We start from the raw sequence: 13,496 nt of genomic DNA, 5'->3' as shown, positions 1-13,496 counted from the left end.
GACTCAGTAGACGCTCTTTTACACCGCTATTACGGCAATCAAGACAGCCCCTCAGTCGCCGCGCGCGAACTCACTTTTCGAATAGCTTCTTCTATTAAGGGGGTGTACTCATCGAGCGACGCCATTAGTTTCTGGAAGGCTTGTTTGCCTCCTGACTCCGGCCACTGAATACCGAGACCCACTGGTGTTGCAGTAATCGCACAGGCGTCCCGAGGGATTTTTTCCAGTAGCTCGCGCAAATATTTCCATGCCCCTTGCGGAGCTGGCTGGCCATCAGCCCAATCCCAAACACCGGAAAAATTCAGCTCGTGCTCAATCCGTTGTTTATCCAAAACCCACCCCACACTCAGGCCTTTACGGTTCTGCCAGCGGTGATAATAGACAGCTGCAGTCCCATCACCCAACGCCGCAGGCAGCGCTTGGATTTGTACGGTAATGCCAGCCTGGGCCGCCCGGCTACGCAAATCTGCAAGACGGCTGTCACGGGCATTGGGCTTGAGCCACATCACCGGCCCCAGCACCAAAGCGATGGCAAATCCGACGATAATCACCGGCAACCAATCAGACATAACCACTCCTCATCAGTGGAAAAAAGTGACTATTGTGCGGTGTTCCGCGTGATCTATGTCAATCGGTTTTTTTTGCGGTAGACTCAAAATAGGTGTCACAAGGGTGTTTTTCACAGTCAATAAAAGGGATAGGAGCAGGTAAATTATGGCGAAATACCGACACATCCTCGTGGGCTTGGACCTGTCAAAAGAGTCTTCCCAGGTACTTGATAGGGCCGCTGATATGGCTGAAGCATTTGGTGCAGAGTTAAGCTTACTTCACGCCATTGAGCCCCTGACTTTTGCCTATGGCGGCGACATCCCAATGGACCTCTCCGAGGTACAGGACCAGCTACAGTCCCAGGCCAAGGAGCAATTGCAAAAAGCCGCCGATCGGCTGGATATCCCCGCAGATCGCCATCACGTAATACTCGGCCAGCCATCTACTGAGATTCATCGCTTAGCCAAAGATATCGAAGCCGACTTAATCATTATTGGCAGCCACGGTCGTCACGGCTTAGCGCTATTACTCGGCTCCACCGCTAACGGCGTTCTCCATGGCGCCAAATGCGACGTTCTGGCGATTCGGGTACATATGGAAGACGAGTAATCCTTCAAAATTGAGGGGAAGCCGCAATGATTGCAGCTTCCCCTTCAACTTAGTCGTCTCCCCCCTCCAGCTCTGACCAGCGTTCAAATGCCTCTTCGAGCTGGGCCTGTCTTTCCGTCAGGGTGTTCAGCTTAGCCTGCACCAACGCCTGCTCCTGCTGATAAAAACTGGGGTCGGCAACCTCTTGCTCGATAGCCCCTATCTCTTCTTCCAAAGACTCAATTAAGGCGGGCAGGCTATCCAGCTCTCTTTGAAGCTTATAGCTCAGTTTCTTTTTCTTCGCTGGAGCCGCCTCCTGGGACTGGGGCTTTTCCTTTGGTTTACTAGCAGCTGGCTTAACTTCTTTCAGCTCAGCGACAAAGCTGCCACCTTGGCGCACAAAATCCCCATAACCACCCACGTATTCACGGATGCGGCCATCCCCCTCAAATGCGAGGCATGAGCCCACCACATTATCCAGGAAAGCACGGTCATGGCTCACGAGCAGAACCGTTCCGCCAAAGTCCAGGAGTAACTGTTCAAGCAGCTCCAGGGTTTCTACATCCAGGTCATTGGTGGGCTCGTCGAGCACCAAAATATTGGCGGGCTGGCTAAACAATTTTGCCAGCAAGGCGCGATTTCGCTCTCCACCACTCAAAGCGCTGACTTTAGTACGGGCTTTAACACCACTAAAAAGAAAATCAGCCAAATAAGACATTACGTGGCGGCTTTTACCACCAATAGTCACTGAGTCGCGCCCTTCTGCGACATTATCTAGCACAGTCAAATCGGGATTCAGCTGATCTCGGCGCTGATCGAAATAGGCCACTTGCTGCTTGGTACCCAGGCGCACACTCCCCCCCTGGGACTTTAGCTCTCCCAGCAGCAATTTGATCAGGGTACTTTTGCCGACACCATTGGGGCCTATTAGGCCAACGCGGTCTCCACGCATCAGCGTGAATGATAAATCCCTAATCAACGGTTGCTCATCGGGGTAAGCAAAAGTGACGCCCTTCAACTCAGCGACCAATTTGCCGGACATCTCACCGCTATCCAGGGCCATCTTGGCTATACCCTGCTGGGACCGGCGCGTTTCCCTTTGGCGACGCAGTGCTTGAAGCGCTCTTACCCGCCCCTCATTACGGGTTCGGCGCGCTTTAATTCCCTGCCGAATCCAGGTTTCTTCCTGCGCCAATTTTTTGTCAAACAAGGCCTCGTTTTTTGCCTCTTCTTCGAGAAGCTTCTCTTTTTCTTCCTGGTAACGATCAAACTTGCAGCGAAAAGTCCGCAAGTGTCCTCGATCTAAATCCCATACACTGGTGGCCAAACGTTGTGCCAATGCACGATCATGGCTCACAAACAAAAGAGCTCCACGATAGCTGGCGAGGAAATTCTCAAGCCATTCGACTGCAGCAATATCCAGGTGGTTGGTTGGCTCATCCAGTATCAGCAGATCAGGCTCCACCACCAAGGCGCGAGCCAGAGCAGCACGACGCTGCCAGCCACCGGAAAGGTCGGCAACCTTTTCGTCTGCATCGAGCCCCAAACGATCTAATACACTGTCCACTTTCGGCAGCAGCTCCCAACCGTGAGCCGCTTCGATTTTGGCTTGTAGCTCTGCTGTGGGGGAGTCCCTGTACGCCGACAAAACAGCGCCTATTTCGCCCAACCCCATAGCCACATATCCGTATACAGAGTCGGCGTAATCGGCAGGTAACTCCTGCTCCAAAACCGCTTGAACCATACCGCTGGCACGAACAATCTCGCCGTTGTCCGCGTCAACTTGCCCCGCGATCAAGCGCAACAGGCTGGATTTCCCCTCCCCATTACGCCCCACAAGGCATATACGATCTCCACGCTCAACTTTTGCGCTGACATTGTCTGCCAGTACCTGGGTCCCGTAACGAAGACTGACCCCATCCAATAGAAGCAACATAAATAGGCACTACAATTATCAAACCCGAACCTCAATCCCGCTGATGAAAGAAGCGAAGTCGGCTCTTTCGGGTTCTGTGAAAAATCAGCTATTTTACGCGTTTTTACCGTATAGTCAGTCATAGCTGGAAACACACGTCCAACTGAGGTAATTGAGATGTCAGCTGACGCAAAAGGAATCGCGCTTCTTTCCGCCCTAATCATCACCTGTCTCTGCACAGCCGTGCCCACAAATGCACAACCTGTTCAGGCAACCGCTATCGCACCGGAAGTATCCGAAGATAATCGTGCGGCGCAGAGAGAAAAGCTGCGCCAGGCCCGGCAGGCGATAAAATACAGGGATCGACGGAAACTTCGAGCACTTAAAGCTGAGCTCAAAGATTATCCCCTCGCTGCTTATATTGACTATTGGGCGCTCAGTGAAAAACTGCACCAACTGCCCTTAAAAGAAGTTGATCAATTCCTGGAGAGCAACAGAGGCACGGCTATTGGCGACTGGATGATGGTCAGGTTGTTGCGCCAACTCGGTAGTCAAAAAAAGTTCTCGACTTACCTGCGCTATTACCAACCTTCGCAACACAGTCGCACCTCCCTCCGCTGCTATTACGCCGATGCCCTATCGCGCCGAGACGGCTATCAGGCAGAAACACAGCAGTTGATATCAGAACTCTGGCTTGTTGGGCGGTCCCAAGTCGAGGAGTGCGACCCCGTTTTTGCCCGCTGGATGAAAAACGGCGGCTTGACGCAGGAACTCGCTTGGAAGCGGCACCTGCTGGCAGTCGAAGAAGGCAATCTCGATTTGGCACGTTATATCGCCAGAAAAATGACGCCAGCCCAAGCAGAGAAAGCCAAACTTTTACGCTCGGTCCATCGCAACCCACAGATGCTTCTCACTGACACCAAGTTCGCCTACAACCCACTGGAATATCGCGATATCGTGTTGAACGGATTGCACCAATTGGCGAAAAAAGACGCTATCAAAGCGGAAACTGCCTGGCACCGCTATCAGGCCAGCTACTTGTTTTCCGATGCCCAGCAAGAAGCCATGTTCAAGCACTTGGCGCGTCAATTTGCTCGCCAGGATAATATGCAGCGCTTACAACAGCTGGTTGAACATCACACAGTGACCGATGGCCGCACCATCGAGTGGCTAGCCAGACAATCCCTACGTGAATTAAATTGGCAACAGGTCGCGTTCTGGATTGACCGCCTGCCTGAGGAGAAACAACAACTCGACCGGTGGATATATTGGAAAGCCCGCTCACTGGAAGAACTTTATGGCACAGGAAGTTCTGAAGCTTCCTCTCACCTTTACCGCAAAGCCGCCCGCAATCGCAGTTACTACGGTTTCCTTGCCGCTGATACCTTGGGGCAACAGTACAGCTTTGAGCACAGGCCGGCACCAATCACCCCCATTCAAGTGCAGGAGATGGCAAAGCGCCCCGAACTGCAGAGAGTCCGAGAATTACAAGCAATAGGCGAACTCTTCCATGCCCGAAGGGAATGGAGCTATGCCACAAGAGCTATGGACCACCAGGAATTGCTTGCGGCCGGCAAAGTAGCTAGCGCCTGGGGTTGGTACCACAAATCAATCCAGTCAGTGCTTGCGGCTGACTACCTCGACGACTTGGAACTGCGATTCCCACTCGCTTTTTCCGATATTGTTCACGATGTAAGCAAACAGGTCGGCGCCCAGAGCTCGGCTCTTGAACCTTATCTGATTTACGCTGTAGCACGACAAGAGAGCCACTTTAGCCACGATGCAAAATCCAGCTCCGGGGCCCTGGGACTTATGCAATTGCTCCCATCGACCGCAAAAGCTACTGCACGCAGAGCGGGGGTGCGCTATCGACGCAGCTGGGACCTTTTGAGCCCCAACACCAATATTGCGCTGGGCAGCTTTTACTTAAGTAGCTTACTTAACCGCTTTGACAATAACCGCTTTCTGGCAGCCGCCGCCTATAATGCCGGGCCAACCCGCGTAGCGGGATGGCTAAAAGAGACCCGAAAACAGCTGCCCTATGATGTGTGGATTGAAACCATTCCATTCCGGGAAACGCGTAATTATGTGCAAAATGTACTTGCCTATTCGGTAATTTACGCCTACCGAAGCGGCACCAAGCTGCAACTATTAAGGGAGAGTGAAGCTGCGAGCCGGCTGTAATTTAAAGCCGCTCCTTCAGCCAATCTTGCAATTGCACCTGGTCAAACGGCCAACCGCAAACATCGTCGGGGTCTCCAAGGCCAACCACCGGAATGCGGATAGAAAAGCGCTCCATTAACGCTTCATCCTCGGCGATATCCACCTCGCGAAGACGCAAGTTGAATTTTTCCAGCGCAGGCCAAATTTCAATTTTGGCTTTTTCGCACAGGCCGCAACCCAAAGTGGTGTAGAGCAAAAGCTCTTTTATATCGCTCATCCAAAAACCCCCTGGCTGCTGCCCCAGAGATATCCCGCAACACTTAGCGCAAGCCCCACTATTAAAAGCCACGTTTTACTTTTAGCCTTTGGCTTATCGACTTCCTCAGGTACCTCCTCGGACAAACTGGGTTGCACTGCGTAGGGGACTGTATCGGCTTCTCCAGAGACAGAGGTAGAACTGGGCAATTCGAACTCCGGCAAAGCCGGGCGTACAGCCGTGCGGTTGTTATCGTCAGCTGGGCCGACAATTGAAAAACTTAAAGTGTCGAGCCGGAGCTCATCTCCCCTGCGCACCCGACTCTCACTAACCTTTCTATTATTGACAAAAGTCCCATTTGCCGAACCTAAGTCAATAACGAACAGTAAGCCCTCCCTTACTTCGAGACGAGCGTGCCTACGCGAAAGATGAGAAAGCGAAAAAGTTATATCACACTCATCGGAGCGCCCAATTACCGCACTCTCTTTCACAGGGAACACCTTTCCTGCAATAGCCCGGTGATTGGCTCTTAGCGCCCAGGCAACGCCCTGATTCGAAGCAGCCTTAGGGGGGCCAGACTTAAGCTTAGTTACCTTAGGGTCGATTACCTGGAGTAAACGGCTGCCCACTTTGACCTGATCGTTTATTTTTAACTGGCACGGTGTACCAGTTGGCTGACCATTAAGCAAGACACGGGCCGCGCCCGACAAATTGTGCAAAGTCAGAACATCGCCATTAACCGCAATTTTAAGGTGCGACTTCGCTACGGAATCATCGGCAATACACAAGTCACTACTCTGCGCCCGCCCCACAGTTACTCCCGGCGATACCAGCCATACGCTCTGGCTGAGATCATTGACATCACAAAGTTTGAGCATCGAAATCGCTCCTAAAGCCAAAATGGCCGTGTGAAATTGGCCAATTATTGAAGACAGTGAGCTTAACTAATGTTAAAAAGCAGCCGAAACACTCACTTTTATTGATAAAGTTGAGTTTATCATGGGCGATATCATTAGCGTGTGATTCGGTTTGCAGCTTAAAATGGCCCAAAGGTCTAGTATTTAACAGATTCAGCGATGACCTACAAAGTGATTGGCAACTTGAATAAGCCGAGAGCACAACAGGGAAGAGGCGTGTGATTACCGGAGGGTTATCACCGTTTGAAAGATTAAATAAATTACAGGTAGTTGCACGCCAGTGAGTGAAGCCAAAGTACGCGAAGTATCACGGCACAGCGGGATAGTTCAGCATAGCAAAGACGCTACACGCAGTGCCGGCGCAACCCATACCGGCTATAAGCGTGAACAGAACGAAGATGCCTATTGGGCTGCGGAAGACAAAGGTATCTGGGTTGTAGCCGATGGCCTTGGCGGTCACCACGCTGGTGAACTCGCGAGCAAAACTGTTGTTGAAGAAATCCAAAAGTCAGCGGAAACTGACAAGCACTACGAGCGTGCCTTGCAAAAAGCGCACGCCCTTTTACTGGGCGATGAACAAACCACAGCCAATATGGGCTCTACTGCGGTCGTTGTTGCTGAAGAGGGTGACTACTTTCATATCTACTGGGTTGGAGACAGCCGCGCTTACCTCTGGGCCCCCGAAGGCACAACAGGGAAGCTCACCCAACTAACCAGCGACCACTCCTACGTACAGATGTTGATGGATTCAGGCGCTATCAACTCCGAAGAAGCCGCAATTCACCCCAACCGGCATGTAATTACCCGATGTATCGGCGGTAGTACCAACCCCAAACTCGAAGTGGACCGAGTCTCCTATCGCTGGGCAGCAGGACAGAGACTACTCATCTGTAGCGATGGACTTAGTTCAGAAGTACCAGCAAATTCAATCAACCAGATATTGACAGAAAACAGTGATACACACAGAGCAACAGAACTTCTAATCGCTGCAGCATTGGATGCAGGAGGCAAAGATAACGTCACTGTTCAGGTCATAGATGCCCCATCCACAGCGCAACCTTCTTCTACCGCATCCCTCAACCCAATTAGCGAGCCCACCCTGCCCGGCTCCACACTCAGAAAGTATCGCCCCTTCATTCTCCTCTTCACAGTCGCCTTAGCCACCGCAGTTGCCTACGGACTTTCAACTCTGCTTTAAGATAGGGAAAGCACTTCATGGAAGTCGTCAATAGCGGCACCTCTTCACTGCAGATACCGGGCTACCGCATCCTCAAAAAGATCAATCAGGGGGGAATGTCCTCAGTCTACCTGGCTATACAGCGCAGTGTGGGCCGGCAGGTGGCACTAAAAGTTATGTCGCCAGTACTGAACGCTGATCCAATCTTCAGTGAGCGGTTCCAGCGGGAAGCAAATATCGTTGGGCAGCTGTCACACCCAAATATCGTCGGTATTCACGATATTGGCCGCTACCGCAGCCTGAACTACATCGCCATGGACTACATGCCAGGGGGCTCGGTTGCAGAGCGTTTAAGCAAAGGTGGGCTTGAGCCTCTTGAGGCGCTTAATGTTGTGCGCCAGATAGCCATGGCCCTAGACCACTCCCACAGCAAGGGGTATGTACATCGAGACCTGAAACCAGAGAATATCCTGTTTCGCGAAGACGGATCGGCCGTACTCAGTGATTTTGGGGTTGCCCGGGCTATCGCGAGAACCACCCGTATGACTAACAGCGGGATGGTTGTGGGAACCCCTCACTATATGAGCCCGGAACAAGCTCGCGGAGCAGCGGTTGACGGTCGTGCCGACCTGTATAGCCTTGGAGTTGTTTTCTATGAAATGCTCACGGGAGCCGTGCCCTATCAGGCAGACGAAGCCGTCGCCATAGCAATAAAGCACCTCACCGACCCAATTCCGCGACTGCCAGCCCGCTACGCACTTTATCAGGCTCTACTTGATCACTTCCTGGCCAAAGATCCGGATAAGCGATTTCAACGCGGACTGGATATCGCCGATGCCGCAGATGATTTGGTTGCAGCCCTCGCTGGAAAGCCGGCCAATCAAATCAGCCAGCTCAACAATTCAACTTTAAAAACTTCCAGCTTGGCAAAAGCACTTGTACTGACCATTTACGGCAGTGTGGCAGACCAACTCGGGAGAGTTGCTTCCAGTTGGAAACGGAAGGAAACGCCCGAGAAGCCAGAGCGTAAGGAGCAGGATACTGTTGTACGCCTGCGGCAGTTCCTCGCTGAGCCAACAAAACACAAGCGCTCCTGGCTTATGAGCAGCTTTATCGCTGTTGGCCTTACCTCAACCTGGGGCCTGTATAGCATCGTTGATCACAAGGCCGGCTGGCAACTTGGACTACCTATATTGGACGGCGCTGCCGATTTTACAGCTGCCACCCTACTAGGTACCGCGGAGCAGCCTGCCAATATTGCTCCAAATGCAAATACAGAGCCTGCGCCAACTGGATCAGCAGCAGATACCCTAGATTCACAGATACAAGTTACCCAGCTAAATCTACCCTCCACGCTCAATGCAGATGAACAACTACCCCTCAGTGGTAATCAGGCACTGATTGCCAAGAGTAATCTTGAGCCCCCAAAAGTACTCACGCCTGAGCCTGCAGAGCCAAGAGCAGAGAACCAACCCAAGCTGTACAGCCTAACGATTAACACAAAGCCTTCTGATGCCCGTGTGCGGATTATGAACATAGCCCCCCGCTACCAGCCGGGGCTTGAATTGAGCCCAGGCAAATATGATGTGGAAGTGAGCAAGCGCGGCTTTAGTAAAATTCGCCAGTGGGTCTTGCTGGAAGAACAAAACCTCAAAGTGGAGGTCGAGCTGGAACCTGCCTACTTTATCGGCAAGCGATTTCAATCAGAGTTGTCCTCTGGTGGCCTGGGCCCGAAAATGGTCGCCGTGGGAGCAGGCAGCTTTACCATGGGCAATAACCAGCGGCGATTAGCCAGCCCTGCGCACAGGGTAAATGTAGAGGAGGACTTTGCTATATCCATATACGAGGTCACCTTTGCCGAGTACGATCGTTTTGCCGAGGCCACCGGAAGCGCCAAACCCAGCGATGCAGGCTGGGGGCGCGGAGATAGGCCGGTTGTTAATGTCTCCTGGCGGGATGCACAAAAGTACGTAAAGTGGCTATCAAAGGAGTCTGGCAAGCAGTACCGGCTGGCCAGTGAAGCCGAGTGGGAATACGCTGCTCGGGGAGGCAATTCACACCAATACTGGTGGGCTTCCAGCGACGCCCGAGGAAAAGCCAATTGTCGCAGAGGTTGCTCTAGCGAATTCACAAAGCTGTTCAGCATCAGTACAGCTCCCGTAGGTCATTATCAGGCGAACCCTTTTGGCCTTTTTGACACTGCAGGGAACGTGGCTGAGTGGGTGGAAGACTGTTACCAAGCTGGCTACGACCCCGCAAAAACCACATCAGCACCGGTGAAGATTAGCGGCTGCCAACTTCACACCGTGAGGGGTGGGTCGATGCGTGATAGCTCTAACAAGATATCTTCTGACTATCGAAAAGGCCTGAATGAAACAGCGCTCACCAAGGATGTTGGGATACGTGTTGTGATGGAACTTGATCAATAAAACCAAAATATTAGAAGGAACTTCAGTGCAACGATTACTACTCACCACCTCTTTAATCTTACTTACCGGCTGCAACGGCATAGAGATACGAACAAACGCAGACACATATATGTCTGACAAGGTTAAATCCGCATTGATTGAAGAGTATTCTTTAGCTGAGGTTCGCCGAAGCAACGGAACATTACTCGGCAGCGTATCAGCCAATAGCTGCCAAGCATTGCCCTCCGATGCAAAACCCGAGCCGGCAAGCATCAAAAAGTTACTAAAAATCAAAACCCATAATCTAGGTGGGAACGCCATAGTTTTTGAGAATTGCACTACACAAAACTCTGCTGGCTGCCTGAAATTTATCGAGTGCGACGGCCTCGCTTATATTGTTCCAAAGCACAACGAACAACAAGAAGCAGATACCCCACCATACACCCCCAATCACGCATTTTGATTTTGCACCGGCAAACCGACTAATTATAGAAGCTATTAGACAGCTCCCATAATATCTGCAGACCTGAGGTCTGCAGATATTACTTGCTGTGAATACGCTTAAACTAAAGCGCCAAAGCAAGTGTAGTCAGATTATTTTACCCGTAGCTCCCAAACATTGTGAATTTTCGGATTGCGCTGAAAATCCTTATCCAGAAGGTTCAGCTTCTCTACTGAGTATTCACTGGAAACATCCTCGTCCATCTTAAAGCTGCGCAAGTTGTTGGAAAACACCAAGCGACCTTGAGGCGACAACAGGGACATACACTGACGAATCAATTTCCCGTGATCCCTCTGAATATCTAATACCCCGCTCATCTTCGCAGAATTGGAGAAGCTCGGGGGGTCCATGAATATTAAATCGTAATGGCCTTTCCTGTTCTGTTGAGCAGATTCAAGCCACTGCAAACAATCGGCCTCGACCAACTGATGGCGATAAGGATCCATGTTATTAGCACGGAAATTTTGTCCCGCCCAGTTTTGATAGGTTCGCGACATATCGACACTAGTGCTCTGCTTGCAACCACCCAGAGCCGCTTGGACTGTCGCACTGGCGGTATAGCAGAAAAGGTTTAGGAATGTTTTACCGGCAGAAATCTCTCGCAGATATTTGCGCACCGGGCGATGATCCAGGAAAAGCCCTGTATCCAGGTAGCTCCACAGATCTACCGCCAACTCAGCACCATACTCCCCAACCCAGAGTTCCTTTCTGGATTCCGTCTGCTTCTGGTACTGACTTCCACTCTTACCTCCGCCCTTGTGGCTGTGGCGACGGCGTTCTTTAATACTGATATTCGCGCGAGGCAATTCGAGCACGGACTGAAGGGCCCTTAACAAATCGCGCAAGCGCCCCCGAGCTTTCTCTTCCTCGATAGTGGCCGGCGGACGATACTCCTGCAAATGCGCGTACACGGCGCCATCCAGGGTTTTATAGATATCGATCGCCGCAGCATACTCAGGCAAGTCCGCATCGTAGAGGCGGTAACAATCCACGCCACTCCTCGCGGCCCATTTACCTGTAGTGCGCAGATTTTTGCGCAAGCGATTTGCTACCATCTCCGCCTGGGGTGACAACTTCGGCCCAGCAGCTTCACTCGCCGCCGCCCCACTTTGCGCACGAACCTCAAACATCAGCAACTGACTGGGGATACTGCCATTGTATAGCTGGTACTGCTTATGAGAGCGTAAACCGGTGCCATAACCCAGTTCCGGATTGCCGGTAAACACACCGACCAACCAGCCCGGGAACTCCGCCTTTAACTGCCGCCCCAGTTCAAAATAGGTCTCCCGCAGAGCTTCCTGCTCACCCAAGCGCTCACCGTAGGGCGGGTTTGTCAAAACCAATCCCGCTTTGACTTCTCTATGGCTCGGTACCCTAAACCCTGCTACTGGGCGGCAACTCACTCGCACCTGGCGCTCCAGACCGGCCCGGGCAATATTAGCCTCAGCCGCAAACAAGACTTTCGCATCGGCATCGTAACCGCGAATCTCTGGCAGTTCGCGCGCCAGGCCAACGCCTTGACGCTGCAATGCCTCTTCGCGAAGCTCGTTCCAAATATCGCTTTGATGGTTCAGCCAGCGCTCAAAACCAAAGCTATCCCGCATTAATCCCGGTGCCATATCCGCAGCGATCATCGCCGCCTCCACCAGAATAGTGCCCGAGCCACACATCGGGTCGAGCAAGGCTCCACCCTGCTCAGCAATCTTTGGCCAGCCGGCTCGCAGCAACAGTGCTGCCGCAAGGTTCTCTTTCAGTGGGGCTGCACCGATATGGGTTCGGTAGCCACGGCGATGCAAGCTGTCACCGCTTAGATCGATGGCGATATCCAGCTTATCCCGGTGCAAGCGCAGGGCAACCGTCAAATCTGGATGATGTTTATCAATACTTGGACGGGCTCCCGACTGGCGGCGAAGGCGGTCGACAATGGCATCTTTTGCTTTTTGAGCACCGAACTGACTATTGCGGATCTCTCGATTGGTCCCAGAGAATTGCATCCACAGCTTGCCCGAGGGGCGAATGTGGAGCTCCCAGGGTTGCTCGGCAACTGCTTGGTACAGGTCCTCAGCTGTGGCTACATGCACCTGCGCCAAACGCAACATAATGCGGTTTGCCAAGCGACTCCACAGACAGCAGCGGTAAGCCAACTTCAGGGAGCCGGAAAAATACACTGCCGCCGGCTGCTCCCTTACAGACCCTGCACCCAGGTCGCGTAATTCATTAGCGAGCAGCCCCTCTATTCCCTTGGGACACGTAGCCGTAAACTCAAATTCTTCGGTTTGTAAATCTGTCAAAATACTTACTCATTAAGCTCCTCCTGTGGAGGAAGTTTTGTGCGCCAATAATGACCGCCCACTTAAAGCTGCCGGCAACGTCTGCGCCGCCAGTACGCACAAATAAAACCTGGGGCAAAACCTTTACCGCCCCCAACTAAGGAAATTGAGCATTATCGCCATGCCCAAAAGAGGACGATTATCCCATTTTGTGGCAGAAGAGAATACGCCCTGCCGTTAATTACTACCTGCCCCATAAGTCATACTGTCATCTAGAGATGTTTTCCGATTCCCACGTATCCACTTTACTCTTACTAATAAGGTGGATTGGGTCGGTCCGTTCAAAGGCTTATTTCCTTCACTAAAATTCATTGAGAGACACCCCAAAATAGAGCCGTTTGCGAACCTGCCGACAAACTGTCCACAGACCGACAAAGTAGAGGTGCCGTATACGATGAAACGCCAAAAACGAAATCACGCCGACAGGGCATTTTACAAGGGCTATTTGGCAGCCCTGAACAACAAGTCTATGGATAGCTGCCCATTTGTCGAAGAGGATCCTCATCAGGAGTGGATCAATGGTTGGCGTGAGGGGCGGGAAGATTACTGGAATGGCTTCGACAGAGTGACCAAGGCCCAAAAACTGGAGATTTATGGCGCCGTTTCTACCGACATCCAATACCCTGACGGGTGGAGCACCATTTAGAGATGGCGAGGGGGCTTATCGTCAAAAGCCCCCATTTTCCTAGCA

11 protein-coding genes are annotated in these 13,496 nt (G+C 52.0%); 6 read left to right on the top strand and 5 right to left on the bottom strand.

Annotated features, from left to right (window positions below; all coding sequences use genetic code 11):
- Window positions 1–38 precede the first annotated feature (38 nt).
- Complete coding sequence (locus tag ACJJIS_RS07510) at window positions 39–569, bottom strand: hypothetical protein (RefSeq protein ID WP_445354527.1); 531 nt, start codon at window positions 567–569, stop codon at window positions 39–41.
- A gap of 145 nt (window positions 570–714) precedes the next feature.
- Between ACJJIS_RS07510 and ACJJIS_RS07505 the strand changes: the two genes are divergently transcribed.
- Entirely contained in the window at window positions 715–1,158 is a 444-nt protein-coding gene (locus ACJJIS_RS07505) for a universal stress protein (RefSeq protein WP_475709890.1), read from the top strand.
- Window positions 1,159–1,207: 49 nt separating this feature from the next.
- On the opposite strand, the gene ACJJIS_RS07500 is transcribed toward ACJJIS_RS07505, so the two are convergent.
- Entirely contained in the window at window positions 1,208–3,073 is a 1,866-nt protein-coding gene (locus ACJJIS_RS07500; RefSeq protein ID WP_475709889.1) for an ATP-binding cassette domain-containing protein, read from the bottom strand.
- Between the two features lie 156 nt (window positions 3,074–3,229).
- Between ACJJIS_RS07500 and ACJJIS_RS07495 the strand changes: the two genes are divergently transcribed.
- Window positions 3,230–5,236 (top strand): transglycosylase SLT domain-containing protein, encoded by a 2,007-nt coding sequence (locus ACJJIS_RS07495; RefSeq protein ID WP_475709888.1) that lies wholly within the window; start codon window positions 3,230–3,232, stop codon window positions 5,234–5,236.
- Window position 5,237: 1 nt separating this feature from the next.
- Here the strand turns inward: ACJJIS_RS07495 and ACJJIS_RS07490 are convergent, their stop codons facing one another.
- Window positions 5,238–5,492: a glutaredoxin family protein gene (locus ACJJIS_RS07490; RefSeq protein ID WP_413662439.1), complete on the bottom strand. Its 255-nt coding sequence runs from the start codon at window positions 5,490–5,492 to the stop codon at window positions 5,238–5,240.
- Window positions 5,489–6,349, bottom strand: coding sequence for an FHA domain-containing protein (locus ACJJIS_RS07485; protein WP_413662440.1), 861 nt, complete (start codon window positions 6,347–6,349; stop codon window positions 5,489–5,491). The genes ACJJIS_RS07490 and ACJJIS_RS07485 overlap by 4 nt, the downstream gene beginning before the upstream one ends.
- Window positions 6,350–6,668: 319 nt before the next feature.
- On the opposite strand from ACJJIS_RS07485, the gene ACJJIS_RS07480 reads away from it, so the two are divergent.
- From ACJJIS_RS07480 to rcsF, 3 genes are all read left to right on the top strand, one after another.
- On the top strand, window positions 6,669–7,586 hold the full coding sequence (locus tag ACJJIS_RS07480) for a PP2C family protein-serine/threonine phosphatase (protein ID WP_444897702.1): 918 nt from the start codon (window positions 6,669–6,671) through the stop codon (window positions 7,584–7,586).
- A 17-nt stretch (window positions 7,587–7,603) separates the two neighbouring features.
- The gene (locus ACJJIS_RS07475) at window positions 7,604–9,994 is read left to right on the top strand and encodes a bifunctional serine/threonine-protein kinase/formylglycine-generating enzyme family protein (RefSeq protein ID WP_475709887.1); all 2,391 of its coding nucleotides are present in this window, start codon (window positions 7,604–7,606) and stop codon (window positions 9,992–9,994) included.
- A gap of 109 nt (window positions 9,995–10,103) precedes the next feature.
- The gene (rcsF, locus tag ACJJIS_RS07470; RefSeq protein ID WP_475709886.1) at window positions 10,104–10,436 is read left to right on the top strand and encodes an Rcs stress response system protein RcsF; all 333 of its coding nucleotides are present in this window, start codon (window positions 10,104–10,106) and stop codon (window positions 10,434–10,436) included.
- A 131-nt stretch (window positions 10,437–10,567) separates the two neighbouring features.
- Here rcsF and rlmKL read toward each other — a convergent pair whose 3' ends face one another.
- A complete protein-coding gene (gene rlmKL, locus ACJJIS_RS07465) occupies window positions 10,568–12,766 on the bottom strand; it encodes a bifunctional 23S rRNA (guanine(2069)-N(7))-methyltransferase RlmK/23S rRNA (guanine(2445)-N(2))-methyltransferase RlmL (protein WP_475709885.1) in 2,199 nt (732 codons plus the stop codon).
- A 433-nt stretch (window positions 12,767–13,199) separates the two neighbouring features.
- On the opposite strand from rlmKL, the gene rmf reads away from it, so the two are divergent.
- Window positions 13,200–13,451: a ribosome modulation factor gene (gene rmf, locus ACJJIS_RS07460; RefSeq protein ID WP_108733677.1), complete on the top strand. Its 252-nt coding sequence runs from the start codon at window positions 13,200–13,202 to the stop codon at window positions 13,449–13,451.
- The last annotated feature ends 45 nt before the right edge of the window (window positions 13,452–13,496 follow it).

Source organism: Microbulbifer maximicatervae (SeqCode) (assembly GCF_056231245.1).
Note: the sequence above shows the minus strand (reverse complement) of the source record. Positions and strands in the feature narration are given on the sequence as shown.